This is a genomic window from Catenibacterium sp. CAG:290, assembly GCF_000437715.1.
Lineage (GTDB): Bacteria > Bacillota_I > Bacilli_A > Erysipelotrichales > Coprobacillaceae > Catenibacterium > Catenibacterium mitsuoka_A.
Map to the genome: position 1 here is coordinate 1 of NZ_FR898820.1, position 19,438 is coordinate 19,438.

Consider the following 19,438-nt stretch of genomic DNA (forward strand, 5'->3'; position numbering starts at 1 on the left):
GAAATGGTATTACCAAAATTATACACGACCAAAATCCTATATTCATAATACACCTCCGCTTCAAACTCCGATTTATTACACCCACATTATATCATAACCTTACATTTGCATTCAATTAGCTGTATTTTCCCTTTAAGTTCTATAGAAAATCATTTCCAAGATATTCTATCTTGAGAACGACCATATATTTCTAATCTGTTTAGAAAGAGTATCATAACTCCATAAACGATTGCTTCTTTTTATAGAGTTAGGATCATTCACAATAAACATCCCCTGCTTCATTCCTCTAATCACAATAAGATGTCCTGTAGTAGTAAAGTCTCCTGGTTTCATACTGCAAATAAGAGGTCTACCATTCATGATTTCATTCTTCATAGAAGAATAAGAGAGGGGTATGTTTCTTCCATGAATACCATAATGTTTCATACCTTCAGTAAAGAAAGACCAGGATGTTTCATCTTGATAATAGCCATGACTATATGCATATGATGCCACATCTAAAGGGGTGATGTTATTTCTTCCTGTTAATCCTGCAATAATCATTGCCGCACTCGTAGGACCACAGCCATTCATACCAATCACATTATATCCATACTTTCCATAGCCCCATCTTTGATCATATTGAAGTAAGAGAGGATAATGTCCTTTTGTGACTGCACCTATTGTATCTGTATAAACATGTCCTTTTTTACTTGGATAGTTGTAAACAAAATCAATAAGTTCTTCATTACGATAAAGTGATTGAATCATTGCATCAGGATATTGATCCTTATTATTTAATATAGTACGTAGTTTAGAATTAAAACGCGCTTTTATTTCTAAACCAATATCTTCTCTTAGTCCACTTACACCACCACTTATATTATAAGCTATATGACCTATAAGAATTGAGAATACACAAAGCAATACAATGATTATTTTTTTCATATGTTTTCATCTCCTTAAAAAAGCATCTTTATTACTTGTATTTTACCAATACAAATGAAGATGCTTCTTTAATACATTCTTATAGAATTCTTATGAACTTCTTAATTTTTTGGAAGAGTAATTGTGAAGACTGTTTCTTCTTTATTACTTGATGCAAAGATAGAACCATGGTGAAGTTCCACTATTTCCTTGGCAATAGCGAGACCTAAACCACTTCCACCTGTTCTTGAAGTACGTGCTGAATCTAAACGATAGAAGTTTTCAAATATACGATTTAGTTTTTCTTTAGGTATTTCTTTTCCTTTATTGATGACTTTAATAATGACATCATCATGCGTACTATGAACATCAATATTGATATCAGTATGATCCTTACTATAGCTAATCGCATTCTTAATCACATTACTAAAGACTCTGCTAAGTTTATCCGCATCACCATATAATATGATATCTTCATCTTGATTAAGATGGATATTCTTTTCCTGTTCTACTAATACAGGATAGAAATCATCAATGATTTGTTCGAGCATCAGACGAATATCTAAATCTTCTTTTTCTAGAATAATCTTTTCTGAATTATAACGAGCTACTTCAAATAATTCATTAATGAGATCTTCTAAGCGATAAGATTTATCTAATGCAACATTAATATACTTCTCTCTTTGAGTATCAGGCATATCTTTAATTTCATCTAATAAAGATAAGTAACCAATCATAGAAGTCAATGGTGTTTTAATATCATGAGCTAAATAAACAATGAGTTCATCCTTCTTCTGTTCACTTTCTCTTGCAAGTCTCTCATTCTTTATTGATTCACTCTTTAGTTCATTAAATCGTCTTTCTATATCATAAAGTTCTTCTGGTAATGTGATATAGTCTACACTCTTATCTATTAATTCATGAGATGCATGAGTCAATGCATCCATATAATAGGATGTCTGTTTATAAAGATGATGAATTATAAACGCAAAAGAAATCACTATACAGATTAATAAAAACAACAGAAGCGAGAGTGGATTCTTCACAATATTATAAAAGAACGCTAGAAACGTATAAATATTAGAATCAAAATCATAGACCCATTGAAAATCAAAAAAAGCAGCTAGATAGACTGCCAATACAAAAACAACTAACAGCCCTACTGTATAAGCTATATATTGTAATAGTGTACGTTTATAAATCTTCTTTAAGATCGTATTAGTTTCCATATCATCCATCCTTTATTTTTCAATCTTATAGCCTACTCCATAAACTTTCTTTATATATTTAGGATTTCTTCCACCATCATGCATCTTTTCACGTAAGTGTCTAATATGCACCATGATTGTATTATTATCTCTCTTATAATAATCTTCTTCCCAGACCTTTAAAAATAAGTCATCACTCTTTACAACATTTCCTCTATGAAGACATAATTCCCATAATATCGCAAATTCTGTTTTAGTTAGTTCTATCTTCTTTTCCTTAAAATAGAATTCTCTTGTATCATTATTAATACGTATTCCTCTAAAATCTATTTCATTCTTTTCTTCTTTTTCATTATAGTTCTTATAACGTCTTAGCTGTGCTTTGACTCGTGCAACAAGTTCTAATGGCTGGAATGGCTTTGTGACATAATCATCTGCACCAATACTTAAACCATTGATTTTATCAATATCCTCTACCTTTGCGGTTACAAAAATAATAGGAAACTTATACTTTCTTCTTAATGTATTGCATAAAGAAAAACCATCCATATCAGGCATCATCACATCTAAGATAGCTAAATCAATCTTTAAATCATCAATATCTCTTAATACATCCTGACTAGAATAGTACTTATATACAGTAAAATTCTCATTTTCTAAATAGATTTGTATTAAATCTGTAATCTCTTTCTCGTCATCTACAACTAATATATTCATAAATATCCCCTCTTATGCATCATTATATCATTTACATTCCTATCAATTATTAATACTTTCTTAATTATTGAAAATTCCCTCTAGAGTTAGTCATAAATAATATGATATGATAATCGCATTGTGTGGAGGGAAATAAACATGAAGAACATGACTAAAGGAAAACCATTAAAGCTTATATTCTTATTCGCATTACCACTTATGTTAGGTAATATCTTGCAGCAATTATATACAATGGTAGATACAATGATTGTAGGACAGTTCTTAGGGGTTAATGCCTTGGCGAGTCTAGGCGCTGCAGACTGGATCAACTGGGCTATTTTAGGAATTGTAATGGGCTTTACACAGGGATTCTCTATTCGTATCTCACGTACTTTTGGAGCTGAAGATTATGGAAATATGAAAAGATCTATGCATATGATTTTCTTCTTATGTGCTTTCTTTTCTATCCTTACAACAGTTGTTGCAGAATTATCTATCGTTCCATTATTAACTCTATTGAATACACCATCTAACGTTATTCAAGGTTCTATTACGTATTTAAGAATCATGTCCAGTGGTTTGACTATCACAATGTTTTATAACTGTTTTTCTAGTATATTACGTTCTTTAGGTGATAGCCGTACACCATTACTAGCAATGATTGGAGGAGCAATCACAAATATCTGTTTAGATTTATTATTTGTAGTGGTATTTAAATGGGGTATTGCAGGTGCTGCGATTGCAACATTATTAGCACAATTCTTAACTGCAATATTCTGTCTCTATATGTTAAAGAAGGAATTACCATTCAAGTTAGAACTCACTAAATTTAAGTTTGAAAAAAAGATCATCAAGAACTTATTACAGTTAGGTTCACCTCTTGCCTTCCAGAACCTCATTATTTCTATTGGTGGTATTATGGTACAGTCAGTAGTCAATCGTTTTGGATTCTTATTTATTGCGGGATTTACTGCCACAAATAAGTTATACGGTTTATTAGAAGTAGCCGCTATTTCATTTGGTTATGCTATTACAACATTCAATAGTCAGAACCTTGGTGCTAAGCAGTATGAACGTATTAAAAAAGGTGTCGCACAGGCTGCCTTCTTATCATTCTGTACTTCAGTGATTATTGGTAGTTCTATGGTTCTATTTGGTAAGCATATCTTATTACTCTTTATTTCAGGTACACCTGATCAGATTAATAAGGTACTTACTATTTCTTATAAGTATCTCTTTATTATGGCTGTATGTCTACCAATTCTATATATGCTTCATTCATATAGAAGTGCATTACAGGGAATGGAGAATACATTTATTCCAATGGTATCAGGTATTGTGGAACTATTTATTCGTGTAAGTGTTGCCCTCATCTTTCCTATATTCTTAGGACAGAATGGGATTTATCTAGCAGAAGTACTTGCTTGGACAGGTGCAGCAATACTGCTTTATATATCATATAAAATAAAAATACATGCATTACTAAAAGGCAATAGTGAGATGGCTTAGTCATCCTCTATTGCCTTTTCTTATATTTCTAAAACTTATCTTTCAAATAATATCTACCTGATTTTTTTGATCCTCTATGTTCAACATAATCTAGAAGATTTCTTCTAATACCATTTCTAATTTTAGAATAACTGACTATTTTATCTCGTTCAGACAATTTAATTACTATTTCTGGGATTCTAATCCCTGGATTCTGCATAATAATCATTAAGATTTCTTTTCCTAATTCACTAATACTTTCATTAAATTGATCATCCATATTATTCTGTTCATTTTCTTGGGCATTTAATAGGCCATCTGTCTTATTTTGCGCATTTATTCGGTCATTTAATCGGCCATTAGCGTTATTTTTCGTATTTACTTGGCCACTTTCTAATTCATTGTAAAAATTGATATTTGGTAAAGTAACCACAAAAAAATTATTAGTTATTTTAAATTCAGGTTGAATATCATAATCTTCATAACTATAGATTGTTCTAGGTATCCTCGTTCCAAAGTTTTCTATCATTTCCAATTTATCAAATATATGAACCAACTTAGGATTACGATACGTTTGAACTCCATTCATTATATCTTCTAATGAAGCATTAAATAAATCCGCCTTTTATGATACATTAATTCTACTATAGTAACATACCATTAAAGTTTATCTCTAATATTTTCAAGCTGATGAAATATACCTAAAACATTTACTTCATTATCTTTAATATCATAAACAACACTGTAATTCATTTGAGAAACAATTGCATTTCTGTAATACTTTTTAGCTAAATATTGATCAATGCATAGTGGATATTGATATGGATTCTCAATCAGATTGTCATAAATCATATCAATGCCATCTAACAGATGTCTAGCAGCTTGTTTATTTTTTAAACAATAAATCAAGTAGTAAACAAGATGATCCACCAGTTCATCTGCATTTTTAGTAATATTTAGCCTATAGCTCATATTTTGCCCTCATGTTTTCAAGTGATTTCTTGGCATCTTTTACCTGACCATTCTTCACTTGTTCTTCAGAGATTTCAATATTTCTGTATATATCTAATTTTTTCATTGTTTCTTCATATACTTCCATACTCATAATCACCATATCTCCATAACCATTTTTGGTAATAAATACAGGTTCATTTGTAGTATGACACATCTCAGAAATTTCCGAAGTTTTCTTCAAATCTTTAATTGGAATGATTTGTGGCATCTTTAGCACCTCCTAATTATGGGATAATTATACCATAATTATAACCTGTAACCAAAAATAAATTTCCTCTTTCAAATTTATTAAGTGTCCTTCATCTATATGGAAAACTGAACACCTTTTAATTCATCCTCCTAATCATCGAATTAAATCGAAGTAGTTTACTTTGCCACTTGTACCATTTTCCTTATTTATATAACTACTACTTAGCAGAACAACAAAGTACAAATGAGCTTTCTGTTGTAATTTCTTAGCATACAAAAAGATGATATTCATCAATACCATCTTTCTAATACCTTTCATAAAATTTCATTAATCTATAGATAACAATCACACTGTTATAATCATCAACAATATAATAAAGCTTATATCCTAACCCACTTAATACTATTTTATGATGATAAGGTCTTATTTCAGGATATAACCTAGGATTATATTGAATAGTACTTCGTACTCTTTCAATCTGATTAAACAGCTTCTTCCCAAAAGAATAGTTATTATAATGATTTATGCAATACTTATCAATTTGATCTAATTTATAGATAACTTCTTTATCAAGAAAAACTTTATAAGCCATATTTTTCTTCTCGATCTTTCACAAATTGATCAAAATCTACTAGTTCTACATTTCCCTCTTTATATTTTCTATCATAAATCTCAGAAACAATTAAGTCTTCTAATTCTTCATCCGTTAAAACATTATAACTTTTACCTTCAAATGTCATCTTTCTTAAATGATGTTTCATTTCCATACTATATCGCCTCCTTGATATTATTATAACATATCCTCTTTCGCTATCATAAAAAATCATTCATTTATCCAACAAAAAAGACATCTCCTAAGTGAGAGATGCCTTAACGAATTATTTAACTACAATATTTACAATCTTGTTAGGAACATAAATGATTTTCTTAATTTCTTTACCATCAGTATGTGCCTTAACATTTTCAAGTTCTAATGCCTGCTGTTTAACAGATTCAGCTTCCTGATCCTTATTAATAGATAAACGTCCACGTACTTTACCATTTACCTGTACTGCAATTTCAATTGTAGATACAACAAGCTTGTCTTCTTCATATGTTGGCCATGCTTCATAAGCAATTGTTCCTTCATGGCCAAGTTTTTCCCACATTTCTTCACAGATATGAGGTGCAATACATGAAAGCATCTTAACGATACCTTCTGCATATGGCTTATAAACTGCTTTGGCCTTATATGCTTCATTGATGAAGATCATCATCTGTGAAATAGCAGTATTAAAGCCAAGGTTTTCATAGTCTTCAGTCACCTTCTTAACTGTTGAGTGATATACGAAGTCTAATGAACCATCATTTGTATCAGTTAACTTATCAGATTCAACAAACAGTCTATAAACACGTTCTAACCATTTCTTTGAACCTTCCACACCTGTTTCACTCCAAGGTTTAGATGCTTCAAGAGGACCCATAAACATTTCATATAAACGTAATGTATCTGCACCATATGCTTCTACAATATCATCTGGATTAATAACATTACCCTTTGACTTAGACATCTTCACACCATTTGGACCAAGAATCATACCCTGATGGTATAGCTTCTTGAATGGTTCTTTAACTGGTACGATACCCTTATCATATAAATAGTTATTCCACATACGTGAATATAATAAGTGTCCTACTGCATGTTCTGGTCCACCAACATATAAATCAACTGGCATCCAATGCTTTAATAATTCTGGATCTGCAATAGCCTTATCGTTATGTGGATCAATATATCTTAAGAAGTACCAAGAAGATCCTGCAGAACCAGGCATTGTACTTGTTTCTCTCTTACCCTTCTTACCATCTACTTCTACATTAACCCAGTCAACAGCCTTATCTAATGGAGAAGACCCTGTCTTTGATGGACTATAATCTTCAAGTTCAGGTAAGATAAGTGGTAACTGATCATCACTTAATGCAACAGATGTTCCATCATCAAAGTTAATGATTGGAATTGGTTCACCCCAATATCTCTGTCTTGCGAAGATCCATTCTCTTAAACGATAGTTAACATGCTTAGAACCACAATGATGTTCTTCTAACCAGTCTAACATCTTATCGATTGCTTCCTGCTTATCTAAGCCATTTAAGAAGTCAGAGTTAATATGTACACCATCCTGTGTCCATGCTTCCTTAGTAACATCTCCACCTTCTAATACTGGAATAATATCGATACCAAACTTCTTTGCGAAAGCATAGTCACGATCATCATGTGCAGGAACAGCCATGATAGCACCTGTTCCATAACCAGCTAATACATAGTCAGAAATCCAGATTGGAATCTTCTTACCATTTACTGGGTTGATTGCATAAGCACCAATGAAGACACCAGTCTTTTCTTTATTTAATTCAGTTCTTTCAAGTTCTGACTTAGTTGCACATACATCTAAGTAAGCTTTTACTTCATCCTTCTTATCAGGAGTCGTAATCTTTTCTACTAATTCATGTTCTGGTGCTAATACACAATAAGTAGCTCCAAATAATGTATCACAACGTGTTGTGAATACTGTGAATTTATCATCATAACCATCTACCTTAAAATCAACATGAGCACCGATTGATTTACCAATCCAGTTTCTCTGAATTTCTTTAGTAGATTCTGGCCAATCAACTTCTTCTAATCCTGCAAGTAATCTTTCAGCATATTTAGGGATATCAATAACCCACTGTTTCATATTCTTACGAATAACAGGGAATCCACCACGTTCACTCTTACCATCGATGATTTCATCGTTTGCAAGTACTGTACCTAATTCTTCACACCAGTTAACAGGAATATCTACATATCTAGCTAAACCATCTTCATATAACTGTTTGAAAATCCACTGAGTCCATTTATAGAAGCTAGGATCACAAGTAGATACCTGCTTATCCCAGTCAAATGAGAAACCTAACATCTTTAACTGTTTAGTGAAAGTCTGAATATTCTTTAATGTAAATCCTTCAGGGTGGTTACCTGTCTTGATTGCATACTGTTCAGCAGGTAAACCAAATGAGTCAAATCCCATTGGATGTAATACGTTATATCCCTGCATTCTCTTCATTCTTGACATGATGTCAGTTGCTGTATATCCTTCTGGATGTCCAACATGAAGACCTTGTCCTGATGGATAAGGGAACATGTCTAAGGCATAGTATTTAGGCTTTGAGAAATCATAAACATCTGTTTCGAATGTCTTATTCTCTTCCCAGTATTTCTGCCATTTCTTTTCTGCTATCTTATGATCATAAGTCATAATTTTGTCTCCTCCACTTTTAAAATAAAAAAAGTCCTCATGTCTAAGGACGAGAACTCGCGGTACCACCTTAGTTCATGAAGACTGATTCATGCGCTTAATGCTTTAACGCAGCAATACGTGATCTGCTTATCACAGACCCATCTCCCTAGCGAGTTCAATGGATGACTTTACTTATTCACACCAGCCATAAGTTCTCTTAAAAAGTATGACCATCTACTACTCTAGTTCCTTGACTTTCATATACTTACACACCTTATCATAATTTCCCATTATTTGCAAGAAGTATCATCTCATTTTAAGGATGCGGGATGGATTGAGTTTGATAATATAAAGAATACTAAATAGTGTAGAGAAACAAACTAATAAGAAAGAACCAATCCACAATATCAACATAATAAGAGGCTGGAAAGTGATATGCATAGGAAAGTCTGTAATCTGTGGGATTATTTGATTCATTATCTTCATAATACCAAGTAATATGAGAGATGCTGTCACATAGCTATAAGAATGAAGAATCAAACATTGATAGAAAGATATCTTGAAAATGTGTATCTTCTTTTCACCATAGGCCTTCATGATGGCATGATCCTTCTTTAAATGCATCGCATGAAGAATCATGATTTCCATAATCATAAATATAGAAGAAAGTATTGTGAGAATAGAGAATACCACTAGAACCATCTGGATTCTATTCATATTCTGATTAAAAGTTTTTTGAGTCGATTCCCCCATTGCTTTAAACTCATATTCAGGATAATTCTTTTTTAAAGAATCTATAATGGATTTATCTTCCTTATATTTCAGCATACCATATCTTGCAGTCGGTGTTTGATTAAAGATAGACTCTATCCAATGATAATTGGCATATTCATACATATAAAAGGCATCATAATTATAGGTTTGTGGAGAAATACCAACTATCTTTACTTCTTTTCCTTTTATCTTTAATTGATGCTTATAATAGATTGTCCAAGTTGTATTAAGTAATGTATTGACCTTATTCTTTTGTGCAAGCTTTCTTGCAGTAGAGAGAGGTACCGCAATTTCATCATTATTTTGTGGAGCTCTACCATATATATAATGAGTGGTATAGGACGAGTCATCAGATATAAACAGAACTTCATTCTTCTGATATCTTTGACTATTATGAGAGATTCCCATGAGATCATAATCATCAAGATTTAAATAATGATAGGATGCTTCATTGAAATGAGTTAAAGAGAGCGGATCATCATTACGTAATTTATAAGTAATAGACTTTTGTGGAATCAATGAAGAAAGATATTGATAAATAGTATTACGAAAAGAGAATGTAAAGGTAAAAGTCATCATCAAACATAATAATGCGATAGATAGAGAAAATGACATCTGAAAAAATCTTTTACGACTACTTAAGAATGATTGGATAGTTAATTTAAGTATAGGAAAATAACACCTTTTATTATTACTATGATTCTCTTTAGGATAACTTTCTGTCTTTTGAATAAGTGTATCCTTTATAATACATCCATCCTTCATCTCTATAATACGATCACTATATTGTTTTACTGATGCTTTATCATGGGATACAAATAATACAAGAGAAGAATGAGAACGCTGCTTCAACATCTTTAATACTCTCTCTGCATTATCTGGATCAAGTGAAGCTGTTGGTTCATCACATAGAATAATATCTGGATCATAATAAAGTGCACGCTCTATCGCTGTTCGTTGTCTTTGTCCTAAGGAAAGATCATTAACTGAAGTATTCTTAAATTGTTTAGTTAATGTTTCATCCAATGTATAGGATGATTTATGAAAGTAGTCATAGAGACGTATATTATTATTAATAGAAAGCCAAGGTATAAGATGAAAGTCCTGAAAAATGATAGAAACTTTCTTATTCTTCTCATATATCACTTCTCCTGAGTAATCATGATCTAGTCCAGCAATAATATGAAGTAAAGTACTTTTCCCACATCCACTTGGCCCAACAAGTGATACAAATCCTGTATCAGGAAGAGTACAAGTAATGTTTTCTAAGACATGTTCATGTAGATAACGCTTGTTGATTGATTTAAGTTGAATCATATTATTCCTCCCTGAGTAATGAGACTATACTTTCTTTCTTAATACGAATAAACGGTGCAGATGCAGAAAGTATGAGTATAAGAAGATAGAGAAAATAGAAAATAATATAGAAATAATAAGGAGATGCAAGACAGGTAAAATGGAAATAACTCTTAAAGGATGTGAGCGGGAGAATAGAAAGAATAATAATAAACATCACTATGCTGAGAGAGTAAATAAATGTGCCTATAATAAGTATTTCTATCTTTGATTCACGCTGTAATTGTTTATAAGATGCACCCATAGAAATTTTCAAAGCAAGAGAACGGCTTCTTTCTAAATATAAAGAAGAGAAGACTGTTTTTGTAAGTTCTATTGCCACAAATAAGCTAATCATCATATAAACTAACGCAATCATACGACCAATAGAAATAAGTGTTCCATAACTCATCTTCTTCATATATACATCATTATCTACTTCATAGTTCTTTTCATAACGTTTAATAAGAGTTTCAGGATCCTTTGTGACTACATCTATTTTGTCATCTCTTAATAAATCTGGATATTTTTTATCTATATCATGATGGAAACAAACCAATTGATCTTGGTAGAAATTATCTTCTATTACTCCCACTACTTTATATGTTTCATTTTCTAAGAGGTGACATGTGAATTCTGATTTAAGTTTATGAGATAAATTATTGGTGATAATGACTTCATTTGTATGATGAGGCAGATGTCCTGATATTAATTTAATATGTTTTGTCTTTTTAGGTAAACGAATCAACAAGGCATTAACTCCTTTGATATACCCACTTTCTATATCAAAATGTTTAGTACCTTTTTCTTTTAAAGACAATGGTTCTCCATCATGACTGGATATAGTTACAATATCTTTAAGTGGTGCTTCCCTGTAAGATTTCTCTATAGAGGTAGAAAGACCATTTAAACCACTTATAATCACTAGAGATGTTACAATGACTAATATCTGAAAAAGTGAGAGTAATGCGAGTCTCTTTCTTTCTCCCAATACTTCTTTAAAACTATAACGCATAGAGAAGTGTTTCTTATGTTGAGGAATAAGTACTTCTTTATCTATATGATTGTCTTTAATTGTATGTAATGTCTGGTTCTTCATCTCTATGAGTATATCGACATATTCATCTAATAGAGATGTATCATGAGAAACAACGATGACTAAACGATCTTCAGATACTTCCTTTAAGAGTGTCATAACCTCTTTTGCCTGTTTATAATGAAGGGCACCTGTAGGTTCATCACATAAAAGTACAGGTGCATCCTTTAACAAGGCACGGGCAATAGATACACGTTTCATCTGTCCAATAGAAAGTTCATCAGGATATCTTTTCATAAACTTTTCTATTTTTAAGCGTCTAATAATCTTATCCATCTTTTTCTTATCAAAATCAATCTGTCCAAAATAACATCCAGTCATGATATTCTCTTCTACTGTATAAGAAGGAATAAGATCATTATTCTGTTTAATAAAGCCGATCATCTTACTAAATTTTTTATCTATCACTTCATGATTAAAAGTAATTGTGCCATTATATTGCAGTAATCCACATAAACAATATAGAAGTGTAGACTTTCCACAGCCTGAAGGTCCTTTGATTCCTACTAAACCAGTATCTGGAAATATATAATTCACATGATCCAATATACAAATATCATAACTCACAGTTAAGTCTTTAAGTTCTAGCATATTTTTTCCTCCATTTTATGTTATAATGAGCCAGGTGATAAAAAATGAATCCTTTTCCATATTCTTTAGATAACAAGCGTTATCATACATACAATTATTTTTTAAAAACGAGATATCATAAAAAAGTCGCAAAGGTCTCTTTAGATGCCCATTTTACTTGTCCTAATAGAGATGGGACAAAAGGCTTTGGAGGCTGTATATTCTGTTCTGAGAAAGGTTCTGGAGACTTTATTCTAGATAGTGATTCTCTTTTAGAGCAGTTTAAAGCAGGTGCAGAAGTAATGAAAAGAAAGTGGCCTGAAGCTGTCTTTATTCCCTACTTCCAGGCATATACAAATACCTATGCTTCTTTAGATCAATTAAAGAAGATCTATGAACCATTTATTGGTATGAAGGATGTTGTTGGTATTGCGATTGCGACACGTGCAGACTGCCTCACTGAAGAAATATGTGCTTATTTAGAAGAATTATCTAAGAAAACAGATGTCTATATAGAATTAGGCTTACAGACTATTCATGATACTACCGCAAAACAAATCAATCGTTGTCATACTTATCAAGAATTCTTAGATGGACTCTCTATGTTAAGAAGACATCATTTAGAAGTCTGTGTGCATATTATTAATGGTTTACCTAATGAAACAATAGAGATGATGTTGGAGACTGCGAAAGCGGTAGGAAAACTAGATATTCAAGGTATTAAGATTCACAATCTCTATGTGACTCAGAATAGTCGTCTTTATAAGCTCTATTATCCTTTTAAGATGTTAGAAAGAGATGAATATATTTCTTTAGTTGCAAGACAATTAGAATATATTCCAAGTCATGTAGTCATAGAAAGACTGACTGGAGATGCACCATTAGAAGAATTAGTAGCTCCTTTATGGTCTATTAAGAAAACAACAATTCTTAATGATATCGATAAATATATGAAAGCTCAGGATATTATGCAGGGAGATCTTGTGTCCCTCAAATAATATATACGAAGGAAAAGAAAGAATTTCTTAAGGACATTAAAAAAATCTGGCCAAAAGCCAGATTTCTTTTTATTATTCTTCTGTTTCAAGAAGACCATATCCACCATCTCTACGTTTATAGACAACACATACTGTATTAGTTTCGATGTCCTTATAAACGAAGAATGAATGACCAATGAGTTCCATCTGCATGATAGCTTCTTCCATGTCCATTGGCTTTGGATTAATTGTTTTTGTCTTAACGACAACATCTTCTTCTTCAGGTTCTTCAAGAGCTTCTAAAGTGTTAATGTTGAAAGCGAGTTTATTATTCTTTGACTTTCTACTTAACTTTGTCTTGTACTTTCTGATCTGTCTTTCTAGCTTATCGATAACTAAATCGATTGCTTCATAAAGATCATCACTTGTTTCTTCTGCACGAAGAAGAACATACTCTGTAGGAATTGTAACTTCAATTTTCTGACCAAATGGGTAAGTTCTAATTAAAACCTTAGCCTCCACATCTTGTCCCATGATGAAGTACTTGTCGAGCAATGCTAGTTTTTTAGTAATCTTGTCCTCAATAGCATCTGTAATTGTAACGTTTTTACCTCTGACAATAACTTTCATAATTAATTCCTCCTTTACAATTCTTTCTATACCTATATTATACATAAAAAAAACTAAAAAAACACTCTTGACATAAAATATAAAAAAAGAAGACGTTAATGTCTTCTTTAAGCTAAGTATTTCTTTAAGTCTTCTACTTTATTTAATTTTTCCCATGGGAATTCAACATCAGTACGACCAAAGTGTCCATAAGCAGCTGTTGGTCCATAGATTGGGTTTAATAAATCTAATGTATTGATGATCCCCTGAGGAGTTAAATCAAATTCTTTCTTGATTGCATCTAAGATCACTTCATCAGCTACCTTACCAGTTCCATAAGTATCAACATGCACACTTGTAGGATCCTTTACACCAATTGCATAAGATAACTGAATTTCAATACGATCACATAATCCTGCTGCAACAATGTTCTTAGCGATATAACGAGTGATATAAGCTGCACTTCTATCTACCTTTGATGGGTCTTTACCAGAGAATGCGCCTCCACCATGTCTTGCCATTCCTCCATAAGTATCAACAATAATCTTACGTCCAGTTAAACCAGTATCACCATGAGGACCACCAATAACAAATCTTCCTGTTGGATTAATGAATACCTTATAGTCTTCATTCATATGATGTTTTCTAACAACTTCTTTCATGATCTTTTCTTTAATGAATGTCTTGAATTCTTCTTCATTGAAATCTGGATCATGCTGGATAGACATAAGGATTGTATCAACCTTTGGATTATTTTCATCTGTATAGTCAATAGTAACCTGTGATTTCATATCAGGTCTTGCATATTTGAATGTACCATTATGTCTTAATTCACTTGCATAACGTACTAATTCATGAGCCATAGAGATTGGTAAAGGCATATATGTTTCAGTTTCATTTGTTGCATAACCAAACATGATACCCTGGTCACCTGCACCACCTACTTCTACATTTGTACCTAATGCGATATCACTAGACTGTGTATCCATGACTACCTTGATTTCACAAGTATCTGCATCAATACCTAAATCTTCAGCCGTATAGCCGATTCTTCTCATTACATCACGAGCCACTGCTTCATAATCTACTTTCGCATTCGTTGTAATTTCTCCACCAATGACTAATAAATTAGTTGTTACAAAACATTCACAAGCTACACGTGAATATTTGTCCTGTCTTAAGCATTCATCTAAGATTGCATCACTGATCTGATCACAAAGCTTATCTGGATGTCCTTCTGATACAGATTCTGATGTAAATAAGTTCTTTTCCATTTTCTTCTTTTCCTCCTGTAATAAAAAAGCTCTCCTCAAAGAGGAAAGCGTAGTAATCTGCTTCCTCTTATTGTTCAAGTAATACTTGCTTGGTCAAGGCACCTTCTATATAAGGGTTGCCACCACTTTAAAACGATCCTCATCTGTGTGGTTCTGAATAAGAGTATAAAAATATTTAATTAAATTGCCTGTACTTCAATAACGCCTGGAACTTCTTCTACTAAGATCTGTTCAACACCATCTTTAATAGTAGAATCTAACATCATGCATCCTGCACATGCACCAAGCATATGTACATAAACGATGCCGTCTTTGAAATCAACGAATTCTAAGTCTCCACCATCTCTTTGTAGATAGGGTCTCAACTTATGAATGACTTCCTTAATGGCTTCAATCTTTTCTTCCATGATTTCACCTCGCTTCTGCTTGACCATTATAACACACAAAATAAAAAAGAAAAGTGATATACCCTATAGAATCACTAAAAAACATACTTATTTATTAGACAATTTTAATAGATTGCACATTTTTAAGCATAATTCGCTATTTTTTATACATATTCTATGATTCTTATCAAGCATAATAAAAGAACCCCTGAGGGTTCTTCAATGTTATTCATCGCCCATATTCTTAATATAATCCAATATAAAATGAATGACATAGAGTATGACAATCATCCATCCTACAGACATAAGAACATATCTACACAATTCAATATCCCATATTCCAGCTTCAAACTTATAGTTACTTACTATAGTTGGAACTTGTGTGAGTATATAGAGTAATGCAGCAACCAAAATATATAATATTTTTTTCTTCATATGGTTCTCCTCTACTGTGTTAGCATATACTAACTATACCATACTCATTTTTTTGTAAAGTATATCATATTAAATACAAATTATTTATCTTTTTCACATTAAAGAATTATTATTATCTATTCTTTTATCACTATTATAATTATGCTATAATGCAGTTGATTGGAGGCGTGCAATGGAACATCAAGTTCATGTAGGTGACATTGTTGATGTGACCATTACTGGTATTCAACCATATGGTGCATTTGCTTTATTGCCTGATGGAAGTAGCGGATTAATCCATATATCAGAAATATCTGATGGATTTGTTCGTGACGTAAATCAATTTGTCTTTTATGGAGAACAGGTTAAGGTAAAAGTCATTGATATAGATAACGTCCATCACCAGGCAAGGCTTTCTTTAAAAGCAGTCGCGAAAAAGAGACGTTTTCGCAAAAGAAAGTCAATCGTGGAAACACCTAAGGGTTTTAATCCACTAAGAGAAATGATGCCTCGATGGATCAGTCGAGGAATCGCAAAGGAGGAAGATGTATGATCAACGTTGATTTAAGTAAAGCTAAATTAACAGAAAGCATGGAATCATATAAGGACAGAGTCGCAGAAGTTCATGATATGATCCACAACAAAACAGGAGCAGGTAATAACTTTTTAGGATGGGTTGACTTACCTACTAACTACAACAAGACTGAAGTAGAAAACATTAAGAAAAAAGCTGCAGAATTATCTGAAGAAATTGATGTTTTATTAGTTTGTGGTATCGGTGGTTCTTACTTAGGCGCAAGAGCTGCTATTGAAGCAATCAATGGTCTTTACCCAACAAACAAGGTTCAGATCATCTATATTGGTAATACATTCTCTGCTACTTATTTAGCACAGGTTAAGAACTATGTAAAAGATAAAGAATTCGGTATTAATGTAATTTCTAAGTCTGGTACAACTACTGAAACTTCAGTTGCTTTCAGAATCTTCAAAGAATTACTTGAAGAAACTAAGGGTAAAGAAGTAGCTCAGAGAAGAATTGTTGCTACTACAGATGCTCATAAGGGTGCATTAAAGACTTTAGCTGACCAGGAAGGTTATACAGAATTCGTAGTTCCTGATGATGTCGGTGGACGTTATTCTGTATTAACTGCAGTAGGTTTATTCCCTATCGCAATGGCTGGTATCGATGTTGATGCAATGTTAAAGGGTGCTAAAGATGCACAGGATAAATACAACAATCCAGATCTTCTTACAAACGATGCTTATCAGTATGGTGTTGCAAGACAGATGTTATTGAAGGCTGGTTACCCAGCTGAAATGTTTGTAACTTATAACTTACAGTTACAGCAGACTTCTGAATGGTGGAAACAGTTATTTGGTGAATCTGAAGGTAAAGAAGGAAAAGGTATCTTACCTACAAGTGGTACTTTCTCAACTGACCTTCATTCATTAGGACAGTTCATTCAGGAAGGTTCTAAGGTTTTATTCGAAACTGTATTAAAAATCAAAGAACCTCAGATGAACTTAGAAATCCCTAGTGATGCAGATAACTTAGATGGTTTAAACTATTTAGCTGGTAAGACAGTTGATTATGTTAACCAGAAAGCATGTGAAGGTACTATTGATGCCCATGTAAATGTTGGTAACGTACCTAACATCCAGATCACTCTTGATCATGTTGATGCATATAGCTTTGGTTATATGGTATACTTCTTCGAAAAGGCTTGTGCAATGAGCGTTTACCTATTAGGTGTTAACCCATTCAACCAGCCAGGTGTTGAAGTTTATAAAAAGAATATGTTCAAGCTTTTAGCTAAGCCTGGATATTAATAAGAAATCCCGCAATTGCGGGATTTTTTTGTACAATGTGATGAGTTTGTAAGAAATTGTGATGTTTTTCACAAAGTATAGTAGATAATCTTTTTTTAATCAGTATAATGGAAGTTAGATAATGTTAAAAAGATAGTAGTGAAGCAGAAGAAATTGTTCTTCTGTTTTCATTTTACTAGAAAGGAGACAAACATGAAGAACATTACTATTATGGGTGGTGGCGTTCTAGGATCACAGATTGCATTCCAGGCAGCATATTGTGGTTTTGATGTAACAATCTGGTTAAGAAGTGAAAGCAGTATTGGACGTACACAGCCTAAGCTTGATTCTATCAAGCAGTCTTACATTGATGCAATTAATCTTATGGATATTGATAAATCTATCAATACATGGTGTATGGGTATTGCAGGCTATGATGATTTTGATAAAGAGAACTGCCTAGAGAAGGTAGAACGTGCTTATTCTACAATAAAGCTAGAACTTGATATGAAAACAGCAGTTAAACATGCTGATTTAGTCATTGAATCTATGACAGAAAATATGGAAGCTAAGAAGGATGTCTATACAAAGATGGCTCCCCTACTTCCTGATAAGACAATTCTAGTGACTAATTCTTCTACTATGCTTCCTAGCAAATTAGCTAAGTTTACTGGTAGACCTGATAAATTTCTTGCATTACACTTTGCAAATACAATTTGGAAAAATAATATGACAGAAGTTATGATGCAGGATAAAACAAATAAAGCATATTTTGATGAAGTCATGAAGTTTGCGAAAGAGATTAGAATGATTCCATTACCAGTCAATAAAGAGAAGTCTGGTTATCTACTCAATTCTATGTTGATTCCATTATTATTCTCAGGTATGGATTTAATGGTCAATGGTATCTCTGATCCTGAAAGTATCGATAAGGCATGGACTTTAGGTACTGGTGCACCTAAAGGACCGTTCCAGATTCTTGATACAGTAGGATTAAAGACTGCCTATGAGATTGTAGGTATGTATGTGAAGATTCCTGGTTTCTTAGCACCTTATAATTTTAAAGGTATGCATAAGATGTTGAAGTCATATATTGATCAAGGAAAACTAGGATATAGTACTGGTGAAGGATTCTATAAGTACAAAAAATAAGTAACTAAGCTATAATAAATGCCAGGAGTTTACCCTCCTGGCATTTATTTTTACATCGTTTTTATTTAAAGTGATTTTTTCAAATCAGCAAATACTTTTTTTGTATCAATTGCTACTGCATCCTCAGAGATTTCCTGTTCATACTCAAAGATTGCTTTGTCATTGCGATTTGATCTTGGTAATTCAAGGTTACTATAAAAAATAGTTTACAGATATAAAAAAAGTCAATCCGAAGATTGACTTGTTCCTAAGTTGGAGCGGGTGATGGGAATCGAACCCACGT

Annotated in this window: 20 protein-coding genes and 1 other annotated feature; of the genes, 5 read left to right on the top strand and 15 right to left on the bottom strand. The window is 32.5% G+C overall.

Features of this window, described 5'->3' with window-relative positions:
- Window positions 1-165 precede the first annotated feature (165 nt).
- The 3 genes from QVO42_RS06240 to QVO42_RS06250 form a co-directional block, all read right to left on the bottom strand.
- Entirely contained in the window at window positions 166-927 is a 762-nt protein-coding gene (locus QVO42_RS06240; RefSeq protein WP_022425289.1) for a C39 family peptidase, read from the bottom strand.
- 101 nt (window positions 928-1,028) lie between these two features.
- Entirely contained in the window at window positions 1,029-2,135 is a 1,107-nt protein-coding gene (locus QVO42_RS06245; RefSeq protein WP_022425290.1) for a sensor histidine kinase, read from the bottom strand.
- A gap of 12 nt (window positions 2,136-2,147) precedes the next feature.
- Window positions 2,148-2,831, bottom strand: a complete 684-nt coding sequence (locus QVO42_RS06250; protein ID WP_022425291.1) for a response regulator transcription factor — start codon at window positions 2,829-2,831, stop codon at window positions 2,148-2,150.
- Between the two features lie 138 nt (window positions 2,832-2,969).
- On the opposite strand from QVO42_RS06250, the gene QVO42_RS06255 reads away from it, so the two are divergent.
- Window positions 2,970-4,319: an MATE family efflux transporter gene (locus QVO42_RS06255; RefSeq protein ID WP_022425292.1), complete on the top strand. Its 1,350-nt coding sequence runs from the start codon at window positions 2,970-2,972 to the stop codon at window positions 4,317-4,319.
- A 28-nt stretch (window positions 4,320-4,347) separates the two neighbouring features.
- Here the strand turns inward: QVO42_RS06255 and QVO42_RS06260 are convergent, their stop codons facing one another.
- The 8 genes from QVO42_RS06260 to QVO42_RS06295 form a co-directional block, all read right to left on the bottom strand.
- Window positions 4,348-4,890 (bottom strand): ATP-binding protein, encoded by a 543-nt coding sequence (locus QVO42_RS06260; RefSeq protein WP_502685363.1) that lies wholly within the window; start codon window positions 4,888-4,890, stop codon window positions 4,348-4,350.
- Between the two features lie 68 nt (window positions 4,891-4,958).
- The gene (locus tag QVO42_RS06265; protein ID WP_022425294.1) at window positions 4,959-5,270 is read right to left on the bottom strand and encodes a type II toxin-antitoxin system RelE/ParE family toxin; all 312 of its coding nucleotides are present in this window, start codon (window positions 5,268-5,270) and stop codon (window positions 4,959-4,961) included.
- Complete coding sequence (locus QVO42_RS06270) at window positions 5,260-5,520, bottom strand: type II toxin-antitoxin system prevent-host-death family antitoxin (protein ID WP_022425295.1); 261 nt, start codon at window positions 5,518-5,520, stop codon at window positions 5,260-5,262. The genes QVO42_RS06265 and QVO42_RS06270 overlap by 11 nt, the downstream gene beginning before the upstream one ends.
- A 286-nt stretch (window positions 5,521-5,806) precedes the next feature.
- Window positions 5,807-6,094 (bottom strand): hypothetical protein, encoded by a 288-nt coding sequence (locus QVO42_RS06275; RefSeq protein WP_022425296.1) that lies wholly within the window; start codon window positions 6,092-6,094, stop codon window positions 5,807-5,809.
- On the bottom strand, window positions 6,084-6,269 hold the full coding sequence (locus QVO42_RS06280) for a hypothetical protein (RefSeq protein WP_022425297.1): 186 nt from the start codon (window positions 6,267-6,269) through the stop codon (window positions 6,084-6,086). Before QVO42_RS06280 ends, QVO42_RS06275 begins: the two co-directional genes overlap by 11 nt.
- Window positions 6,270-6,380: 111 nt before the next feature.
- On the bottom strand, window positions 6,381-8,777 hold the full coding sequence (gene leuS, locus QVO42_RS06285) for a leucine--tRNA ligase (RefSeq protein ID WP_022425298.1): 2,397 nt from the start codon (window positions 8,775-8,777) through the stop codon (window positions 6,381-6,383).
- 42 nt (window positions 8,778-8,819) lie between these two features.
- Window positions 8,820-9,019, bottom strand: a binding site (T-box leader).
- A gap of 46 nt (window positions 9,020-9,065) precedes the next feature.
- Window positions 9,066-10,850, bottom strand: a complete 1,785-nt coding sequence (locus QVO42_RS06290) for an ABC transporter ATP-binding protein/permease (protein WP_022425299.1) — start codon at window positions 10,848-10,850, stop codon at window positions 9,066-9,068.
- Window position 10,851: 1 nt separating this feature from the next.
- Complete coding sequence (locus QVO42_RS06295) at window positions 10,852-12,555, bottom strand: ABC transporter ATP-binding protein (RefSeq protein ID WP_022425300.1); 1,704 nt, start codon at window positions 12,553-12,555, stop codon at window positions 10,852-10,854.
- Between the two features lie 44 nt (window positions 12,556-12,599).
- Here QVO42_RS06295 and mnmL point away from each other — a divergent pair, with 44 nt between their 5' ends.
- Window positions 12,600-13,532 (top strand): tRNA modification radical SAM protein MnmL/YtqA, encoded by a 933-nt coding sequence (gene mnmL / locus QVO42_RS06300; RefSeq protein ID WP_022425301.1) that lies wholly within the window; start codon window positions 12,600-12,602, stop codon window positions 13,530-13,532.
- Window positions 13,533-13,604: 72 nt separating this feature from the next.
- Here mnmL and hpf read toward each other — a convergent pair whose 3' ends face one another.
- From hpf to QVO42_RS06320, 4 genes are all read right to left on the bottom strand, one after another.
- Window positions 13,605-14,141: a ribosome hibernation-promoting factor, HPF/YfiA family gene (gene hpf / locus QVO42_RS06305; RefSeq protein ID WP_022425302.1), complete on the bottom strand. Its 537-nt coding sequence runs from the start codon at window positions 14,139-14,141 to the stop codon at window positions 13,605-13,607.
- Window positions 14,142-14,248: 107 nt separating this feature from the next.
- Window positions 14,249-15,394: a methionine adenosyltransferase gene (metK, locus tag QVO42_RS06310; RefSeq protein ID WP_022425303.1), complete on the bottom strand. Its 1,146-nt coding sequence runs from the start codon at window positions 15,392-15,394 to the stop codon at window positions 14,249-14,251.
- 179 nt (window positions 15,395-15,573) lie between these two features.
- Window positions 15,574-15,801: a NifU family protein gene (locus tag QVO42_RS06315; RefSeq protein ID WP_022425304.1), complete on the bottom strand. Its 228-nt coding sequence runs from the start codon at window positions 15,799-15,801 to the stop codon at window positions 15,574-15,576.
- A 204-nt stretch (window positions 15,802-16,005) separates the two neighbouring features.
- Window positions 16,006-16,215 (bottom strand): hypothetical protein, encoded by a 210-nt coding sequence (locus QVO42_RS06320; RefSeq protein WP_022425305.1) that lies wholly within the window; start codon window positions 16,213-16,215, stop codon window positions 16,006-16,008.
- A 172-nt stretch (window positions 16,216-16,387) separates the two neighbouring features.
- Here QVO42_RS06320 and QVO42_RS06325 point away from each other — a divergent pair, with 172 nt between their 5' ends.
- The 3 genes from QVO42_RS06325 (at window position 16,388) to QVO42_RS06335 (ending at window position 19,155) form a co-directional block, all read left to right on the top strand.
- A complete protein-coding gene (locus QVO42_RS06325; RefSeq protein WP_006506415.1) occupies window positions 16,388-16,747 on the top strand; it encodes a CvfD/Ygs/GSP13 family RNA-binding post-transcriptional regulator in 360 nt (119 codons plus the stop codon).
- A complete protein-coding gene (locus QVO42_RS06330; protein WP_022425306.1) occupies window positions 16,744-18,024 on the top strand; it encodes a glucose-6-phosphate isomerase in 1,281 nt (426 codons plus the stop codon). The genes QVO42_RS06325 and QVO42_RS06330 overlap by 4 nt, the downstream gene beginning before the upstream one ends.
- 192 nt (window positions 18,025-18,216) lie before the next feature.
- Window positions 18,217-19,155, top strand: coding sequence for a 3-hydroxyacyl-CoA dehydrogenase (locus tag QVO42_RS06335; RefSeq protein ID WP_022425307.1), 939 nt, complete (start codon window positions 18,217-18,219; stop codon window positions 19,153-19,155).
- Window positions 19,156-19,438: the final 283 nt, after the last annotated feature.

Coding starts and splice junctions, on each gene's coding strand:
- QVO42_RS06240 (WP_022425289.1), bottom strand. CDS start 927: ATGAAAAAAATAATCATTGTATTGCTTTGTGTATTCTCAATTCTTATA.
- QVO42_RS06245 (WP_022425290.1), bottom strand. CDS start 2,135: ATGGAAACTAATACGATCTTAAAGAAGATTTATAAACGTACACTATTA.
- QVO42_RS06250 (WP_022425291.1), bottom strand. CDS start 2,831: ATGAATATATTAGTTGTAGATGACGAGAAAGAGATTACAGATTTAATA.
- QVO42_RS06255 (WP_022425292.1), top strand. CDS start 2,970: ATGAAGAACATGACTAAAGGAAAACCATTAAAGCTTATATTCTTATTC.
- QVO42_RS06265 (WP_022425294.1), bottom strand. CDS start 5,270: ATGAGCTATAGGCTAAATATTACTAAAAATGCAGATGAACTGGTGGAT.
- QVO42_RS06270 (WP_022425295.1), bottom strand. CDS start 5,520: ATGCCACAAATCATTCCAATTAAAGATTTGAAGAAAACTTCGGAAATT.
- QVO42_RS06275 (WP_022425296.1), bottom strand. CDS start 6,094: ATGGCTTATAAAGTTTTTCTTGATAAAGAAGTTATCTATAAATTAGAT.
- QVO42_RS06280 (WP_022425297.1), bottom strand. CDS start 6,269: ATGGAAATGAAACATCATTTAAGAAAGATGACATTTGAAGGTAAAAGT.
- leuS (WP_022425298.1), bottom strand. CDS start 8,777: ATGACTTATGATCATAAGATAGCAGAAAAGAAATGGCAGAAATACTGG.
- QVO42_RS06290 (WP_022425299.1), bottom strand. CDS start 10,850: ATGATTCAACTTAAATCAATCAACAAGCGTTATCTACATGAACATGTC.
- QVO42_RS06295 (WP_022425300.1), bottom strand. CDS start 12,555: ATGCTAGAACTTAAAGACTTAACTGTGAGTTATGATATTTGTATATTG.
- mnmL (WP_022425301.1), top strand. CDS start 12,600: ATGAATCCTTTTCCATATTCTTTAGATAACAAGCGTTATCATACATAC.
- hpf (WP_022425302.1), bottom strand. CDS start 14,141: ATGAAAGTTATTGTCAGAGGTAAAAACGTTACAATTACAGATGCTATT.
- metK (WP_022425303.1), bottom strand. CDS start 15,394: ATGGAAAAGAACTTATTTACATCAGAATCTGTATCAGAAGGACATCCA.
- QVO42_RS06315 (WP_022425304.1), bottom strand. CDS start 15,801: ATGGAAGAAAAGATTGAAGCCATTAAGGAAGTCATTCATAAGTTGAGA.
- QVO42_RS06320 (WP_022425305.1), bottom strand. CDS start 16,215: ATGAAGAAAAAAATATTATATATTTTGGTTGCTGCATTACTCTATATA.
- QVO42_RS06325 (WP_006506415.1), top strand. CDS start 16,388: ATGGAACATCAAGTTCATGTAGGTGACATTGTTGATGTGACCATTACT.
- QVO42_RS06330 (WP_022425306.1), top strand. CDS start 16,744: ATGATCAACGTTGATTTAAGTAAAGCTAAATTAACAGAAAGCATGGAA.
- QVO42_RS06335 (WP_022425307.1), top strand. CDS start 18,217: ATGAAGAACATTACTATTATGGGTGGTGGCGTTCTAGGATCACAGATT.